This is a genomic window from Pseudomonas sp. BT76 TE3572, from assembly GCF_050435365.1.
GTDB lineage: Bacteria > Pseudomonadota > Gammaproteobacteria > Pseudomonadales > Pseudomonadaceae > Aquipseudomonas > Aquipseudomonas fluorescens_W.
In genome coordinates, this window is record NZ_JBNDKE010000001.1 from 2,229,054 (window position 1) to 2,245,224 (window position 16,171).

The 16,171-nt window shown below is 58.9% G+C and carries 19 protein-coding genes and 1 pseudogene; 13 read left to right on the forward strand and 7 right to left on the reverse strand.

Annotated elements, in window-relative coordinates; genetic code table 11:
- Positions 1-3 precede the first annotated feature (3 nt).
- From ABH912_RS10190 to aroC, 4 genes are read right to left on the reverse strand one after another with little or no spacing between them, the layout of a single operon-like run.
- Positions 4-549 carry a 1,2-dihydroxy-3-keto-5-methylthiopentene dioxygenase gene (locus ABH912_RS10190; RefSeq protein ID WP_429510566.1) on the reverse strand — a complete coding sequence of 182 codons (546 nt, stop codon included), beginning with the start codon at positions 547-549 and terminating at the stop codon, positions 4-6.
- A 34-nt stretch (positions 550-583) separates the two neighbouring features.
- Positions 584-1,210 (reverse strand): methylthioribulose 1-phosphate dehydratase, encoded by a 627-nt coding sequence (locus ABH912_RS10195; RefSeq protein WP_429510567.1) that lies wholly within the window; start codon positions 1,208-1,210, stop codon positions 584-586.
- On the reverse strand, positions 1,207-2,352 hold the full coding sequence (locus ABH912_RS10200) for an MFS transporter (RefSeq protein WP_033057139.1): 1,146 nt from the start codon (positions 2,350-2,352) through the stop codon (positions 1,207-1,209). The genes ABH912_RS10195 and ABH912_RS10200 overlap by 4 nt, the downstream gene beginning before the upstream one ends.
- A gap of 34 nt (positions 2,353-2,386) precedes the next feature.
- Positions 2,387-3,478 (reverse strand): chorismate synthase, encoded by a 1,092-nt coding sequence (aroC, locus tag ABH912_RS10205; RefSeq protein ID WP_140680086.1) that lies wholly within the window; start codon positions 3,476-3,478, stop codon positions 2,387-2,389.
- An 83-nt stretch (positions 3,479-3,561) separates the two neighbouring features.
- On the opposite strand from aroC, the gene ABH912_RS10210 reads away from it, so the two are divergent.
- Complete coding sequence (locus ABH912_RS10210) at positions 3,562-4,560, forward strand: alpha/beta hydrolase (RefSeq protein ID WP_429510568.1); 999 nt, start codon at positions 3,562-3,564, stop codon at positions 4,558-4,560.
- A 110-nt stretch (positions 4,561-4,670) separates the two neighbouring features.
- A complete protein-coding gene (locus ABH912_RS10215; protein WP_429510569.1) occupies positions 4,671-5,462 on the forward strand; it encodes a hypothetical protein in 792 nt (263 codons plus the stop codon).
- 160 nt (positions 5,463-5,622) lie between these two features.
- On the opposite strand, the gene prmB is transcribed toward ABH912_RS10215, so the two are convergent.
- Complete coding sequence (gene prmB / locus ABH912_RS10220; protein WP_033057145.1) at positions 5,623-6,531, reverse strand: 50S ribosomal protein L3 N(5)-glutamine methyltransferase; 909 nt, start codon at positions 6,529-6,531, stop codon at positions 5,623-5,625.
- 238 nt (positions 6,532-6,769) lie between these two features.
- Here prmB and ABH912_RS10225 point away from each other — a divergent pair, with 238 nt between their 5' ends.
- From ABH912_RS10225 to ABH912_RS10260, 8 genes and pseudogenes are all read left to right on the forward strand, one after another.
- Complete coding sequence (locus tag ABH912_RS10225; protein WP_033057146.1) at positions 6,770-7,360, forward strand: cysteine hydrolase family protein; 591 nt, start codon at positions 6,770-6,772, stop codon at positions 7,358-7,360.
- 131 nt (positions 7,361-7,491) lie between these two features.
- The gene (locus tag ABH912_RS10230; RefSeq protein WP_033057147.1) at positions 7,492-7,812 is read left to right on the forward strand and encodes a hypothetical protein; all 321 of its coding nucleotides are present in this window, start codon (positions 7,492-7,494) and stop codon (positions 7,810-7,812) included.
- Positions 7,813-7,887: 75 nt separating this feature from the next.
- A complete protein-coding gene (locus ABH912_RS10235) occupies positions 7,888-8,445 on the forward strand; it encodes a Smr/MutS family protein (RefSeq protein ID WP_008146127.1) in 558 nt (185 codons plus the stop codon).
- A 69-nt stretch (positions 8,446-8,514) separates the two neighbouring features.
- On the forward strand, positions 8,515-9,249 hold the full coding sequence (locus tag ABH912_RS10240; protein WP_429510570.1) for an XRE family transcriptional regulator: 735 nt from the start codon (positions 8,515-8,517) through the stop codon (positions 9,247-9,249).
- Positions 9,250-9,505: 256 nt separating this feature from the next.
- Positions 9,506-10,180, forward strand: coding sequence for a polysaccharide lyase family 7 protein (locus ABH912_RS10245; RefSeq protein ID WP_429510571.1), 675 nt, complete (start codon positions 9,506-9,508; stop codon positions 10,178-10,180).
- A gap of 87 nt (positions 10,181-10,267) precedes the next feature.
- Positions 10,268-10,515: pseudogene (locus ABH912_RS10250) on the forward strand (site-specific integrase); the annotation flags it as partial.
- 22 nt (positions 10,516-10,537) lie between these two features.
- A complete protein-coding gene (gene folE, locus ABH912_RS10255) occupies positions 10,538-11,083 on the forward strand; it encodes a GTP cyclohydrolase I FolE (RefSeq protein ID WP_032832746.1) in 546 nt (181 codons plus the stop codon).
- Between the two features lie 101 nt (positions 11,084-11,184).
- Positions 11,185-11,556 carry a glutathione S-transferase N-terminal domain-containing protein gene (locus tag ABH912_RS10260; protein ID WP_429510572.1) on the forward strand — a complete coding sequence of 124 codons (372 nt, stop codon included), beginning with the start codon at positions 11,185-11,187 and terminating at the stop codon, positions 11,554-11,556.
- A 78-nt stretch (positions 11,557-11,634) separates the two neighbouring features.
- Here the strand turns inward: ABH912_RS10260 and ABH912_RS10265 are convergent, their stop codons facing one another.
- The gene (locus tag ABH912_RS10265; protein ID WP_429510573.1) at positions 11,635-12,801 is read right to left on the reverse strand and encodes a PLP-dependent aminotransferase family protein; all 1,167 of its coding nucleotides are present in this window, start codon (positions 12,799-12,801) and stop codon (positions 11,635-11,637) included.
- Between the two features lie 81 nt (positions 12,802-12,882).
- On the opposite strand from ABH912_RS10265, the gene ABH912_RS10270 reads away from it, so the two are divergent.
- The 3 genes from ABH912_RS10270 to ABH912_RS10280 all read left to right on the forward strand — a co-directional run bounded on the left by ABH912_RS10270 (position 12,883) and on the right by ABH912_RS10280 (position 15,610).
- Positions 12,883-13,329 (forward strand): MarR family winged helix-turn-helix transcriptional regulator, encoded by a 447-nt coding sequence (locus ABH912_RS10270; protein ID WP_429510574.1) that lies wholly within the window; start codon positions 12,883-12,885, stop codon positions 13,327-13,329.
- A gap of 240 nt (positions 13,330-13,569) precedes the next feature.
- Positions 13,570-14,919, forward strand: coding sequence for an NCS2 family permease (locus ABH912_RS10275; RefSeq protein ID WP_429510575.1), 1,350 nt, complete (start codon positions 13,570-13,572; stop codon positions 14,917-14,919).
- Positions 14,920-14,983: 64 nt separating this feature from the next.
- Positions 14,984-15,610, forward strand: a complete 627-nt coding sequence (locus ABH912_RS10280) for a LysE family translocator (RefSeq protein WP_429510576.1) — start codon at positions 14,984-14,986, stop codon at positions 15,608-15,610.
- 179 nt (positions 15,611-15,789) lie between these two features.
- On the opposite strand, the gene uraH is transcribed toward ABH912_RS10280, so the two are convergent.
- Positions 15,790-16,143 (reverse strand): hydroxyisourate hydrolase, encoded by a 354-nt coding sequence (gene uraH / locus ABH912_RS10285; RefSeq protein WP_429510577.1) that lies wholly within the window; start codon positions 16,141-16,143, stop codon positions 15,790-15,792.
- Positions 16,144-16,171 lie beyond the last annotated feature (28 nt).

A 16,171-nucleotide genomic window follows, 5' to 3' on the forward strand; every position in this document is an offset into this window, starting at 1 on the left:
GCCTCAGTCCTCAAGACGCGGGAAGCGACTGGCGATGTCGTCGCCGGTGAAGTTCGCTACCCAGCCTTCAGGGTTGTTGAACAGACGGATCGCGACAAAATGCGGATGTTCGCTCATGTCGAACCAGTGCGGGGTGCCGGCCGGGACCGAGATCAGGTCGTTTTTCTCGCAGAGCACCGCGTAGACGTAATCGCCGATGTGCAGGGTGAACAGCCCACGGCCGGCGACGAAAAATCGTACTTCGTCTTCGCCATGGCAATGTTCGTCGAGGAACTTGGCGCGCAATTCGGCTTTTTGTGGGTGATCGCTGTTCAGGCTGATGACGTCGACGGTGAGGTAACCGCGCTCGGTCATCAGTTGGTCGATTTGCTCTTGATACGCGGCGATCACTTCTTCCTGACTGGCGCCGGGCTGGATCTTCGCCGCGGCTTGCCAGCGGTCGAAACGCACGCCCTGCTCGGCCAGGGTCGAGGCGATGTCTTCGAAATGCGTCAGCACCTTGTTTGGTAAGTCAGGGCTTGAGACGTGGTAAACGGACAGGCTGCTCATCAGGGCAACTCCTTAACGGTTCATGCTTTGCGGTTCATGCTTGACGGTTTAAAACCGAGCGCGTCTTCAACTCGCACTCGAACAAAAATTCAAAGGCCTCGATCTGCCGCAGTGCATCGCTCATGCGCGCACCCCAGGTGTAGAGGCCGTGGCCGCGGATCAGGTAGCCGACGCAATCAGGATGGGCTTCAAGCCAAGGCTGCACCTTGGCGGCGAGGCGCGCAATGTCCTGGTCGTTGTCGAAAATCGGCACACGCACCCGGGATTCGTGGGTCGACACACCACTGAAGGCTTTTTGCAGTTCGTAGTCTTCAAACTCGATGAAGTCTTGCGGCGTCAGGCGCGACAGCACCGTGGCGTTCACCGAATGCGTGTGCAGCACCGCGCCGATTTCCGGGCGCCAGCGGTAGAGCTGGGTGTGCAGCAGGGTTTCGGCGGACGGTTTTTTGCCCGGTTCCAGGCTGTTGCCAGACAGATCGGTAGCCAGTACATCGTCGGGGCCGAGTTGGCCTTTGTGCTTGCCGGACACCGTCAGCAACGCTTCAGTCGGCGACAGGCGCGTCGAGTAGTTGCTGCTGGTGGCCGGCGACCAGCCGCGGCCATACAGAAATCGCCCGGCATCGATGATTTCCTGGGCGAGGTGCTCACGGGTGAGGCTCATGGCCTGTCCTCTTGCATACGTGTGGCAATGATAACGGCTGCCGCGAAGGCTGCGAGGCTGGCAATACTAAAGGTCAATGCGGGGCCGAGGGCATTCCAGCTATAGCCGGAATACAACGCGCCCAGTGCGCCGCCGGTGCCGGCCAGTGCGGCATATAACGCCTGGCCCTGCCCTTGCTGGCGTGCGCCGAAGCTACGTTGCACGAACTGGATGGCAGCCGCGTGAAAGCTGCCGAATGTCGCCGCGTGCAATACCTGGGCAAACAACAGCACCCAAAGGAACTCAGCGAACGAACCGAGCAACAACCAACGCAGCGCTGCCAGCAGAAAACTCGCCAGCAACACCCGTCGCACGGAGAAACGCGCGAGGATCTTGCTCATGGCCAGAAACATCAAGACTTCGGCGACCACCCCGACCGCCCAGAGCAAGCCGATCAGCCCACGGCTGTACCCGAGTCGCTCCAGGTGCAAGGTCAAAAAGGTGTAATAAGGACCGTGACTCATCTGCATCAGCGCCACGCAAGCGTAAAACGCCAGCACCCCGGGATTGCGCAATTGCTTGAGAAACCCATCGCCCGCAATTCGATTGCCCTGAGCCGGTTGGGCGTTCGGCACCCACAAACTGCTGACCACGATCCCGGCCATGATCAACACCAGCGTCACCGGGTAGATATCCAGGCTCAACCCTTCGAACAACCGGCCAAGCGCGACCACGGTGATGATGAAACCGATGGAACCCCACAGTCGGATCTGGCTGTAGCGGTTAGTCTGGCCCTGCAAGTGCGCCAACGTGATGACTTCGAACTGCGGCAACACCGCGTGCCAGAAGAACGCGTGCAAGGCCATGACCATTGCCAGCCAGGCGTAGGTCTTGCTGACGAAAATCAGCGAGAACGTCAGAAGCGTACAGACCGCACCGAAGCGCACGATGGCCAGGCGTCGGCCGGTGTAATCACCGAGCCAGCCCCAGATATTCGGCGCCACGCAGCGCATCAGCATCGGGATCGCCACCAGCTCGCCGATGCGCGCGCTGGAAAACCCCAGGTGATCGAAGTACAGCGCCAGAAACGGCGCTGTCGAACCGAGCAAGGCGAAATAGAACAGATAGAAACTGGAGAGCCGCCAGTACGGGAGCGCCGCCAACGTCGTCAGACCCCGGCGGCTATGAGGTCAGCCATTAAAGCTGCCCCAGCACCGGCGTGCTCACGCGCACGTCCTGGTTCTGCCCACGGTGACGCAGCAGGTGATCCATCAGCACGATGGCCATCATCGCTTCGGCGATCGGGGTGGCGCGGATGCCGACGCACGGGTCGTGGCGCCCCTTGGTGACGACTTCCACCGGGTTGCCATGGATGTCGATGGAGCGGCCCGGCGTAGTGATGCTCGAGGTTGGCTTAAGCGCCAGGTGCGCGACGATCGGCTGACCCGACGAAATGCCACCCAAAATGCCGCCCGCATTGTTGCTGAGGAAACCTTGCGGGGTCATTTCATCGCGGTGCTCGGTGCCGCGCTGGGCAACGCTGGCGAAACCGGCGCCGATTTCCACGCCTTTGACCGCGTTGATGCTCATCAGCGCGTGAGCGAGTTCGGCATCGAGACGGTCGAAGATCGGCTCGCCAAGACCCGGCATGACGCCTTCAGCGACGACGGTGATCTTCGCGCCAACCGAATCCTGGTCGCGGCGCAACTGGTCCATGTAGGCTTCCAGCTCAGGGACCTTGTCCGGATCAGGGCTGAAAAAAGCATTCTCTTCTACCGAATCCCAGGTCTTGAACGGGATTTCGATCGGGCCGAGCTGGCTCATGTAGCCACGAATGACGATGCCCTGAGTGGCCAGGTACTTCTTGGCGATAGCGCCGGCTGCCACGCGCATGGCCGTTTCACGGGCCGAGCTGCGACCGCCGCCGCGGTAATCGCGCTCGCCATATTTGTGGTGATAGGTGTAGTCGGCGTGGGCCGGGCGGAACAGGTCCTTGATCGCCGAGTAATCCTTGGACTTCTGGTCGGTATTGCGGATCAACAGGCCGATGGAGCAACCGGTGGTGCGTCCTTCGAACACGCCGGAGAGGATTTCGACTTCGTCGGCTTCCTGGCGCTGGGTGGTGTGGCGGCTGGTGCCGGGTTTGCGGCGATCCAGGTCACGCTGCAGATCCTCCAGAGAGATCTCCAGGCCCGGCGGGCAGCCGTCGACAATGGCGACCAACGCCGGACCATGGCTTTCGCCCGCGGTGGTGACAGTGAACAGCTTGCCGTAGGTATTGCCGGACATGCAGGACGCTCCGTGAATTCGAACCAAATACGTAATGCGCGCCAGTATACGCAGGCTACCCAACTAGTTCATCCTCGAACCTTATGGGTGCCTGCGAGTCCAACCGGCATCTTGTTCATGATGGCGTGATGATGCTGCGAGTTATAGCCTTGAGCCTTACCCTCTTTACCGGCTTTGTACAGGCCACTGTCCTGCAACGCCCGATCACCTTGGACACCGGCACCGGCGAGCTTTTCGGCTCGTTATTGCTGCCCAAGTCCGACACGCCGGTACCGGTTGTCCTGATCATTTCCGGCTCCGGTCCTACAGATCGTGACGGAAACAACCCCGACGGCGGACGCAACGACAGCCTCAAGCGTCTCGCTTGGGTACTGGCCAAACACAACATCGCCAGTGTGCGTTATGACAAACGCGGCGTGGCGGCAAGCCTTGCGGCGACCCCGGATGAACGCAATCTGTCAGTTGAAGCCTACGTGGCCGACGCCGAGGCCTGGGGCCGAAAACTCAAAGACGACCCGCGCTTTGGCCAACTGATCCTGCTGGGCCACAGCGAAGGCGCCTTGATCGCCAGCCTCGCGGCGCCGAGCCTGGATGCCGCCGCGATCATTTCCATGTCTGGCAGCGCCCGGCCGATCGATCAGGTGCTGCGCCAACAATTGAGCAATCGCCTGCCGCCACCGCTGATGCTGCGCAGCAATGAACTGCTCGACAGCCTCAAGGCCGGACACACCGACGACAACGTGCCGCCGCAGTTGCAGGTGATTTTCCGCCCGAGCGTGCAGCCGTATCTGATTTCATTGTTCCGCCAGGACCCGGCGGCGGCGTTCGCCAAGTTGAAGATGCCGGCGCTGATCATTCAGGGCAGCAACGACATCCAGGTCGGCGTCGGTGACGCCAGGCTGTTGAAGGCCGCCAAACCGGACGCCGAACTGGCGCTGATCGAAGGCATGAACCACGTGATGCGCATCGTGCCCAACGATGTAAAACGGCAATTGGCCTCTTATAAAGATCCGCAATTGCCACTGGCGGCCGAACTCGGCGCGCGAATCCTCGGGTTTATTGACGGACTTCGCACCAGTTAAGCGGCTTTTAAGCGGCTTTTGCCCTCCAGTCCTGAAAAAAACGGCCGATAAGCCTTTGTCGCCAGCGCTATGACTGGCGGCAAGCAGGGCTTGGACAGGATCTCGCCGTTATGACTGATACCCAGACTTCACCCGATACCACTGCCGAAAAAGACGCACCACCAGTGGTCGAGCTGCCGTGGGCGGACGTCCACGCCGAGCACCACAAGATGCTCCGTCTGGCGCCATTGAAAACCGACCGCAACACCGGTGGACGGCCGCTACGCTTTGTTGAATTCGGCTACGCCGAGCGCAACAACAAGGAACTCAGCCTGATGCGCATGAGCATTTCGCTGCCCGGCCAGCGCGTGCGCAAGGAACAGAATCATCTGGACGTGTGGGTCGATCACGCCACCAAGCGCGTGCATTTCGGGCCTGACAGCGGTTTGCAGATCGAACCGATGAACCGTGGCATCGGTCGCTTCATGGCCGCTCAGGGCATTACCTGGGCGAAAAAGAGATGGCCCGGCTACACCGTCGACGGCACCGACCTGAACAACAAGGATGCGCTGAACGAAGACACTCGCTTGCGCCGCGATCACTTTTTGCGGATGCATGGTTTCGATGTGATCTATGCCGACGCCCAGCATTTGAAGGGCAGCGTCAAAGAAGTGCAGGTCGGCGACCTGTTGGGTGACTGGAGCACGGAAAAATTGCAGGTCGTGGAAATTCTTGAGGCCGCGCAGATGCTCCAGCAAGCCGAGCAAAATCTGGCCGAGCAGGAAGTCAAACTCAAGAAACACGAAGAAAAGGTCAGCAAGTACAAACGCGAAGACGCCGGGCTGCGTTTTACCATTACCTGTCTGGTGGCGTTTGCGGTGTTTCAGGCGGGGTTGTTGATCTGGATTGCGACGCACCGGTAATCAGTGCCGAACCCAATTGTGGCGAGGGAGCTTGCTCCCGCTCGAGCGCGAAGCGGTCGCAAAACAGGCAACCGCGGGTTATCTGGAATTATGTGGTATCACGTTTTAGGGCTGCTTCGCAGCCCAGCGGGAGCTAGCTCCCTCGCCACAATGATCGCAGTCAGACACGGGAAGCGAACAAGGCCTGATGATCACGGCACTGTTCTGCCGTCAGCATGAACACGCCATGCCCACCGCGCTCGAAATCGAGCCAGGCGAAATCGACTTCCGGGTACAGCGCCGAGACGTGAACCTGGCTGTTGCCCACTTCGACAATCAGCAAGCCCTTCTCGGTCAGGTGATCCGCCGCTTCGGCGAGCATGCGACGCACCAGGTTCAAGCCATCATCACCGCAGGCCAGGCCCAACTCCGGTTCGTGCTGGTATTCGTCCGGCATGTCAGCGAAATCTTCCGCATCGACGTAAGGCGGGTTCGACACGATCAGGTCGAAACGCTGACCCGGCAAACCATCAAATCCATCGCCCTGAACTGTGTACACCCGCTCATCGACGCCATGGCGCTCGATGTTCTGGTTGGCCACTTCCAGCGCTTCGAACGACAGATCGGCCAATACCACTTCGGCGTTCTGGAACTCGTAGGCACAGGCGATACCGATGCAGCCGGAACCGGTGCACAGGTCGAGAATCCGCGCAGGCTCGGCGCCCAGCCACGGCTCGAAACGTTTTTCGATTAGCTCGCCAATCGGCGAACGCGGGATCAATACGCGCTCATCGACAATGAACGACATGCCGCAAAACCACGCTTCACCCAACAGGTAGGCGGTCGGAATGCGTTCTTCGATACGGCGCTTGAGCATGCGTTGCAGCTTGACCACCTCGTCTTCTTCAAGATTGCAGTCGAGGTAGCTGTCGGCGATTTCCCACGGCAAGTGCAAGGCACCCAACACCAACTGACGTGCTTCGTCCCAGGCGTTGTCGGTCCCATGGCCGAAAAACAGATCCTCCCCATGGAAGCGGCTGACGGCCCAACGGATATGGTCACGCAGGGTACGAAGTCGGGAAGTGATCACGGGGCAAACTCCAAAAAAAACGACTGGCGATTCTAACAGCCAAAACGCGTCTCGACGACGCGGGAAAACTACCGGGGCGAATGTAGGACTATTCTGTTTTTTCGGCCGGCTATTGAACAAAACGGGACTATTGACAAGGCTGCGAGCCAGAAAAGACGGCGCCTACGATGGTAGCGATTCACAGAAGCGCTCAGCCAGAGGACAATGTCGCAAAAGCCCCACTCGAAGGAGCCCCAGAATGTCCGTTCCAAAAACGATGTTTCAACTCAGCGGCCGTGGTTATGCAGCAGCCGTCCTGAGCCATGCGACCCTTGTCATCATCGATGCCCAGAAAGAATACCTCAGCGGCCCGTTGGCCCTGATCGGCATGGATGCTGCCGTCGCGAACATCAAGCAACTGGTGGCCGCTGCCCGTGCAGCCGGTCGGCCGATCGTCCATGTCCGCCACCTCGGCACCGTCGGTGGGCTGTTCGATCCACAAGGTGAACGCGGTGAGTTCATCCCGGGCCTGGAACCACAGGGCGACGAAACCATCATCGGTAAATTGCTGCCAAGTGCGTTCCACGGCACCGAACTGCTGGAGCGCCTGCAGAATCTCGGTTCGCTGGACCTGATCGTGTGCGGTTTCATGAGCCACTCCAGTGTCAGCACCACGGTGCGCGCCGCGAAGAACCTGGGCTTTCGTTGCACGCTGGTGGAAGACGCCTGCGCGACTCGCGACCTGCCTTACAAGGGCGGCGTGTTGAGCGCAGACCACGTTCAGCAGACCGAAATGGCGATCATGGCGGACAACTTCGCGACTCTCGCGCTGACTCACGAACTGATCTGATCGGCGCTCGATGAGCGGTGCATGCCGCCGCTCATCCGCAAAAGTCTATCATTTACTGTAATTGTCTTAGCCTCAGGAACATCCCGGTCAACTCCCGGTCGAAGGGCCGATACCCATTGAGGAAGGTCGGAATGAAGTTATCCGATGGTTTTGACGCTCGCCGCTTGCGGCCCAAAGGCCAGCGCAACTGGCGATTTCGAATCGGCGCGGCATTCGCAGCCTTGCTGTCGATGTGCGGTGTATTGCTGGCGATGGCAGGCATAGCCAGCCTGCTTGGTCACGCACCCGCCCTGGGCGAGTTGAATACCAACCGGGTCGGTTCGGCAGTGATTCTGGCGATTGGCCTGTTCGTGCTGTACCTCGGCGTGTGGCTGTGGCGTCGCTGCCGTCGCCGCTCGCGGCAGTCGCAAGAGCTGAACATCTCCCCGCATTTGATGAAAAAGCACGACTGAGTCGAGCGCTGCGCGTTTTCTCGCGCCCCATTCGCCTCGAGTTGGGTAAACTGGCCGCCCTTCGCGGAGGCTGACATGCAAGACGACGATTTTTCCCTGTTCAAAAGCGCGATCCAAGGCGTCAAGCCGATCAAACACGATCGCGCCGAAACCGGCAAACCCAAAGCTGACCGCGCACAAATCGCCAAGTTGCGACAAGCCGCCACCGTGCGTACCGATGCCACCACTGTTGACGGGCTGTCCGATCAGTTCGTTATCGATGTCGGCCCGGAAGACGAGCTGATGTGGGCACGTGACGGTGTTCAGGAAAGCCAGATGCGCAAGCTCAAGATCGGACAGATTCCGTTCGAAGGCAGCCTCGACCTTCATGGCATGAGCGTGGAAAAGGCCCGGGAAACCCTCTGGGCGTTTCTGGCCGAAGCGACCAAATTCGAAATCCGCTGCGTGCGCGTCACCCACGGCAAGGCCGTGCGTCTGGACGGCAAGCGGCCGATGATCAAAAGCCACGTCAACACCTGGCTGCGCCAACACTCACAAGTGCTCGGCTTCACCTCGTGCCAAGCGAAACACGGCGGCGCCGGGGCGGTTTATGTGATGCTCAAACGGACCATGATGGAAGGTCGCGACGAGTAAAGCGGTCGCCTGGCAAATTATTGGGATAACGATTTGCAATGATATGGGAGCTCCCGTAATACTTCGCAGATGGAATTTAAAGAACGACTCAAAGCAGCCCGCCAACACGCCAAGCTCAATCAGACCGAGCTTGCCGAGCGCGCAGGCCTGACGCAAACCTCAATCTCCGACCTCGAGCGCGGTAAATCGAAGGCAACAGCCTTTGTTGCCCAGATCGCTTCAACGTGTGGCGTTTCACCGATGTGGCTGGCTGAAGGTGTCGGTGACATGCTTAAAGGGGTGTCCGATGCTGCTCCGTTGAATCGCCCTCCTCCAAGCGTTTCAATGTCAGACATCCAGCCTTGGGACGACAGCACACCCCTGGATGACGATGAGGTTTATGTCCCATTCCTGCGTGAAGTTGAGCTGGCGGCTGGTTCAGGCCGTTTCGTGATCGCAGAAAACGCCAGCGCCAGGCTGCGTTTCTTCAAAAAAGACCTGCGTCACAACAACGTGCAGTTCAACAACGCCAAGTGCGTGGTGGTGAGCGGAAACAGCATGCTCCCGGTACTGCGCGACGGCGCTACCGTTGGCATGAACGTCGGAAAGAACTCGTTGGGCGACATCGTCGACGGCGAAATGTACGCGATCAACCACAACGGCCAGCTCCGCGTGAAACAGCTCTACCGACTGCCCAGTGGCATCCGTTTACGCAGCTTCAACCGTGACGAGCATCCGGACGAGGACTACACGTTCGCCGAGATTCAGGAGCAGCAGATTGCGATCCTGGGCCATGTCTTTTGGTGGGCCATGTATTCGCGATAAAATCGACATTCAGGAAAAGCCCGCCAAGCGCGGGTTTTTTTGTACCTGAAATATAGGCATGGAATAAAATATGGGAATACCCATTGACACCAATTATGGGAACACCCATATTCATATTCAAGCCAACGGGAAATCGATCGGAAGCTGCCAGGCATCACTTCTGCCCATTCACTGAGTGGGCAGTGGGATGCAGGCCTGCATCAAACGCAAGGCTCATTAGAGCAAAAAGCGACATCAATGGACTGAGGCAAAAACCATGACTGTAGACATCAGCAACTTCACCATCGCTACCCCGCTTCCAATCTCCGACACCAACCCGATTGCCCTTGAGCTCATCGGCTGGCGCGCACTGATCGAATGCCCCGACGTCGTCAAGATGCTTGACGATGGTTCGCTGCAGATGACGGCGCCGACACTTGGAGCCTCGAGCAAGAGCACGCTACGAACCCGCTGCGAGTGGAAGGAGCCAGGTTACTGGTTGTTCTCCAGCGCAGCGGACCACTGGAACCGCCAGGAAATGCGACTGACCAAAGTCAACTCGCTGCAGAAAGTCGTGATCGGCCAGATTCATGTGAAGGGTTCAGAACGACCTCCGGTAAAGGTGTTCTGGAACAAAGGAAAAATCATCATGGGGTTCCGGTCAAGCTACCTCCAGGACGATCCCGTCAACTCGACGGTGTTGGAGAACGTGCCGCTCGGTGCACTTTTCGCAATCAACATTCACGCCAATTCGAGCGGCGCCGTCTCTGTATCGGCCAGCTGTAACGGCGTCCAATCCACTTCCGCGATCATGCGCCTCGACAACACCTGGGACACGAAAACACTCGCCTTCCACGGTGGCGTGTACAACCAGATCGATTACTCCGACACCACCGACCCGCTAGACGCTTCTGTCTGCATCATCAGCGATCTGTCGATCACTCACGTCTGATACGACCTGCTCGGCCTGATGAGCAATCAGGCTTCAGGGAAGCATCACTGCTGCACCTTGGCGACAGGGTGCAGCGGGATGCGCAACCCCGAAATGACCGATTTGGGGATTCGCGCCCGCCGGCAATACAACTGCCGGCACACATACGCTACCATGTGCCCCATGTCGGGGATGAACCCTGCGTTTATTGCCACTCAGCTCGGTCATAGCGTTCAGATGTTGCTATCGACCTCACCCGATGGATCAACGCCAGCACAGACTGGGGCGAACCCGGGATGCTCGAAAACAGCTTGATTGGTACAAAATTGGTACAGACAGAAACAGTACCCCTCTGAAACCCGTATGGAATCAGCCTCTGTGACACTGGAACAGAACTACACCGCGATTCTCGGCCAATTGGGCGAGGACGTCTCCCGCGAGGGCCTGCTCGACACGCCAAAACGTGCCGCCAAAGCCATGCAGTACCTCTGCCGCGGTTATGAACAGACACTGGAAGAGGTCACCAACGGTGCCTTGTTCAGCTCCGACAACAGCGAAATGGTGCTGGTGAAGGACATCGAGCTCTACTCGTTGTGCGAACACCACCTGCTGCCGTTTATCGGCAAGGCTCACGTCGCTTACATCCCGAGCGGCAAGGTATTGGGCCTGTCGAAAGTCGCGCGGATCGTCGATATGTACGCCCGCCGCCTGCAGATCCAGGAAAACCTCAGCCGCCAGATCGCCGATGCGGTCCAGCAAGTCACCGGCGCCCTGGGCGTGGCGGTGGTGATCGAGGCCAAGCACATGTGCATGATGATGCGCGGTGTGGAGAAACAGAATTCGACGATGATCACCTCGGTGATGCTCGGTGAGTTCCGCGAAAACGCGGCCACCCGCAGCGAGTTTCTCAGCCTGATCAAGTAATTCGCAGCAGAAGAAAACCGGCATTCATCGCCGGTTTTTTTTCGCCTGTGAAAAATCAGGTAAGCTGCGCCCCTTCTGTTTGCCCTTGTGAGGCTTATACCGTGTTCGTTAAAGCGCTTCGTGTCGGCCTTGGCCAACTGATCATCTTCATCGACTTCATTACCCGCCCTGGCAAAAAGCAGCGCCCTGCCGAGGTTCAGGCTCAGGTCAACACGGCCGCCAAGGGCCTGACTCTGTATCAGTTCCACGCCTGCCCGTTCTGCGTGAAAACCCGCCGCACCCTGCGCCGCTTGAACGTGCCGGTGGCCTTGCGCGACGCGAAGAACAACGAACAGGATCGCCAGGCCCTGCTGGAACAGGGCGGCAAAATCAAGGTGCCGTGCCTGCGCATTGAAGAGAATGGCCAGACGACCTGGATGTATGAGTCCAAGGTGATCATCGATTACCTGGACAAGCGGTTTGCTGCTGCCTGAATCCGTACAGATTTCGGATAAAAATAAACCGGCCCATTGGCCGGTTTATTTGTTTTTGCACCCTTCGCACCAGCAGCCTCAAGCCGCTTTTGCCGCCCGGGCCTGACGCAGCACCGCTGCCAGCCTTTTGAGCCCTTCGTCCAGCCGTGCCGGGTCGATGTGGCTGAAGTTCAGGCGCAAATGCCCCGGATTGTTGTCCGGCTCAGGGAAGAACGGCTCGCCCGGCATGAACGCCACATCCGCGGCCAGTGCAGCCTTGAGCAACGTACGCGTGTCCAGCGGCTGCTTGAGCGTCAGCCAGAAAAACAGCCCGCCCTGCGGCACGTTCCAGTCTGCCAAATCCGCAAAATGCGTTTCCAGGGCGGACTGGAACGCGTCCCGACGAACCCGGTAGAAGTCCCGCAGCTCGCTCAAGTGATGCTGGAATTTGTCGGTGCCGATCCACTGCAGCGCTTGCCACTGGCCCACGCGATTGGTGTGCAGGTCGGCCGATTGCTTGAGTTTCAGCAAGTGCGGAAAGAGATCCGGACTGGCGATCAGATAGCCGACTCGCAGTCCGGGCAACAGGGTTTTCGACACGGTGCCGGTGTAGATCCAACTGGCCTTTTTCAAGCGACTGACAATTGGCGTGGCGCTGCCACCGTCGAAGGTCAGTTCGCGGTAAGGCTCGTCTTCGATCAAGGTCACGCCGAACTCATCCAGCAAGGCTGCCACGGCATCGCGCTTGGCTTCGCTGTAGCGCACGGCCGAAGGATTCTGAAAAGTCGGGATCAGGTAGATGAAGGCGGGTTTGTGTTTCTCCAGTCGAGTTCGCAGTTGCGCCAGGTTCGGGCCATCAGCCTCCAGCGGGACAGTGATGCAGTCGGCGCCAAACAGCTGAAAAATCTGCAACGCCGCCAGATAAGTCGGCGCCTCGAGCAAAATCTCGGTGCCGTTGTCGATGTACAGCTTGGCCGCCAGATCGAGGGTTTGTTGGGAACCGCTGACCACCAACACCTGACTCGCCTCGCAGGGCACGCCCAGCGCCCGCGCCTCTGCTGCCAGCGCTTCACGCAGCGCCGGCTCACCTTCGCTCATGCCGTATTGGCCCATGGACAGCGGCATGTCGGCCCACTCGACTTTTGGCAGCATGGCTTCGGCGGGCAACCCGCCGGCGAATGACATCACTTCCGGGCGCTGGGCGGCGGCGAGAATTTCACGGATCAAAGAACTTTTAAGGCGCGAGATACGTTCGGAAAATGCCATGGGGTCACCGGTAGCGAGGCCTGAGGAAAATGAGTCAAACTGCTTGACCGAAATTTAGACAGACCGAACGGATACGTCAATATGCTTGACCTTAAAAACCCCGCAACTCAGCAACAGGCGATGGAAGCGTTTTTCTTCGGTTACCAGGCATTCACTGCGAAAGCCGACGAAATGCTCGAGCGTCGTGGCTTGAGCCGGGTGCATCAACGCATTGTGTTTTTCATCGCGCGCTACCCGAATTTGAGCGTCAAGGAACTGCTGGCATTGCTCGGGGTGACGAAGCAGGCGCTGAACATTCCGCTGCGTCAATTGGTGGAAATGCATCTGGTGAACAGTGTCGCGTCCGAGACCGACAAGCGTAAGCGGCTGCTGGAACTGACCGACGATGGCGCGCGGTTTGAGCAGTCGTTGCGGCGTGAGCAGGTGAAATTACTGGAGCGGGTGTTTGCCGAGGCTGGGGAGACGGCGGTGAATGGCTGGCTGGCGGTGAATCTGGCGCTGGGTAAAACCCAAGCGCCAACCGAGTAACCGATCGTTCCCGCGTAGAGCGTGGGATCGATCGTCTATAGCCGATATATCCCGATCGACAAACTTTTCGTCTACAAAATCAAAAACATTATTTGCTTTATTTGTATACAAAAGCATAATCCACTTCGTGCGAGTTCCTGACCAAGCGGTCAACAAATTCGCAAGTACCTCAAAGGGTCGCTGCCACCCTCATGGGTCCGGCCCTGGAAATAACAATAAAACTCTTGAGGAGTACTCGCTGTGGAAAGCCGCAAATCCGAAGCCCCGACGCTGGAACTCTCGCCGCCATTACGCAATGGCTGGCTGGAGCGCATCTTCAAACTCAGCTTGCATGGCACCACGGTGAAGACCGAGTTGATTGCCGGTCTGACAACCTTCATCACCATGGCCTACATCATCTTCGTCAACCCCAACATCATGGCCGACGCCGGGATCGATCACGGTGCTGCGTTCGTCGCCACCTGCATCGCCGCCGCGCTGGGTTGCCTGTTGATGGGTCTGTACGCCAACTGGCCGGTCGGCCTCGCGCCGGGCATGGGCCTCAACGCCTTCTTCACCTACACCGTGGTCGGCACCATGGGCTACAACTGGGAAACCGCCCTTGGCGCGGTGTTTGTTTCCGGTGTGTTGTTCATGTTCCTGACCTTTTCCCGGATCCGCGAATGGCTGCTCAATAGCATCCCGGTGAGTTTGCGCTTCGCCATGGGCGCCGGCGTGGGCTTGTTCCTGGGGCTGATCGGCTTGAAAACCGCGGGCATCGTGGTCGACAGCCCGGCCACCCTGATCAAACTCGGTTCCCTGCGTGAACCTGGCCCGCTGCTGGCCGCCATCTGCTTCCTGATGATCGCTGTGCTCAGCTACCACAAAGTGTTCGGCGCGATTCTCATCAGCATCATCACCGTCACCCTCGCGGGTTGGGGCCTGGGCCTGGTGCACTACGAGGGCATCATGTCCGCCCCGCCGAGCCTGGCACCGACCTGGATGGCCATGGACATCGCCGGCGTGTTCAACGTCAGCATGATCAGCGTGGTGCTGGCCTTCCTCTTCGTGCACATGTTCGACACCGCCGGCACCCTGATGGGCGTCGCCCAGCGCGCCGGCCTGGTGAACGCCGATGGCAAGATCGAAAACCTCTCCCGCGCCCTGAAAGCCGACAGTGCTTCCAGCGTATTCGGTGCGATGGTCGGTGTTCCGCCGGTCACCAGCTACGTGGAAAGTGCCGCGGGTGTAGCCGCTGGTGGTCGGACTGGTCTTACCGCCGTGACCGTAGGTGTGCTATTTATTGCCGCCATGTTTTTCGCACCGCTGGCGGGCATGATCCCCGCTTACGCAACCGCCGGTGCGCTGATTTATGTGGCGATGCTGATGATGGGCGGCATGGCGCACATCGAATGGGACGAAGCGACCGACAGCATTCCGGCGATCGTTACCGCGATCATGATGCCCCTGACCTTCTCGGTCGCCGACGGCATCGCGCTGGGCTTTATCACGTATGTGGTGCTGAAGGCTTTCACCGGTAAGCACAAGGAAATTTCCGTCAGTCTGTGGGTGCTCTGCGCGATCTTCATCGCCAAGTTCATTTTCTTGTAAGCCGTCTAGTTTCAAAACAGCCTCACCCCGTCGGGTGAGGCTTTTGTGCAAATGGAGGAAAGTGATGAGTCTGGAAACCTGGCTGCTGTTCAGCGGCGCTGCGCTGGTGGTAATCCTGATCCCGGGGCCACTGTCTTTGCTGATGATCAGCAACAGTCTGAATTACGGTTTGCGTCGTTCTTACCCGGCGTTTCTGGGGGGCGTTATTGCGTCGATCTGCTTGCTCAGTGCGTCGGCGCTGGGTTTAGGCGCCTTGCTGCTGGCATCGGAACAGCTGTTCAGCGCTTTGAAGATCGTTGGTGCGCTGTACCTGTTCTACCTGGCCTGGCAGAGCTGGCAGCAATCGTGTCAGCCTTCCCACGGCGCTGAAGTGCCCCAGGCTGCGCCAGTGCCACGCTTTCGCGCACTGTTCGGGCGCGCGTTCATGTTGGGCGCGAGCAACCCGAAAGACATTCTGTTCTTCGCCGCTTTCCTCCCGCAGTTCCTCAGTGCCGAGCAGCCGTTCCTGCCGCAGTTGCTGGTGATGATTGCGACCTGGACCGTGCTGGATTTGCTGTGCAAGCTGGCTTATGGGCTGGGTGCCCATGGCGCGGCGCGGTATCTGCGCAGCGGCAAGGGGCAGAGCTGGTTTAACCGGGTGAGTGCGGGGTTGTTCAGTGGTGCAGGGGCTGCGTCGTTGTTGAGCCGTTAAAAGCAAAAGTTTCGCGAGCAGGCTCGCTCCTACATTGGAATGCGTACTCCTGTGGGAGCGAGCCTGCTCGCGAAGGCGTCGACACATGCACCACATTCCTCAGAGCAAAAAAAAGCCCGCAGTGTGAGCGGGCGAAAGACCAAAGAAGCTATATGCGCAGGATTTTTGGGGGGAAAGTCCTAGCTTCCTCTGTAGGTCGAATAGCTGTACGGCGAAATCAGCAGCGGCACGTGGTAGTGATCCTGTTCCGCAGAGATGCCAAAACGCAGCACCACCACATCCAGGAACGCGGGCTCTGGCAGCTGAACGCCACGGGCGCGGTAGTAATCGCCCGCATGAAACTGAACCTGATAGACCCCGGAACGGTAGTCATCACCTTGCAGCAGCGGTGCATCGACACGGCCGTCGCTGTTGGTTATCGCAGTGGAGACCAATTCCAGCTGCGAACCTTCAACGCGGTACAACTCGACCTTGATCGAGCTGCCCGGGCAACCATGTGCAGCGTCTAAAACGTGAGTAGTCAAACGTCCCATTGATTCTGCGCGCCTGCCTGCGTGGAGC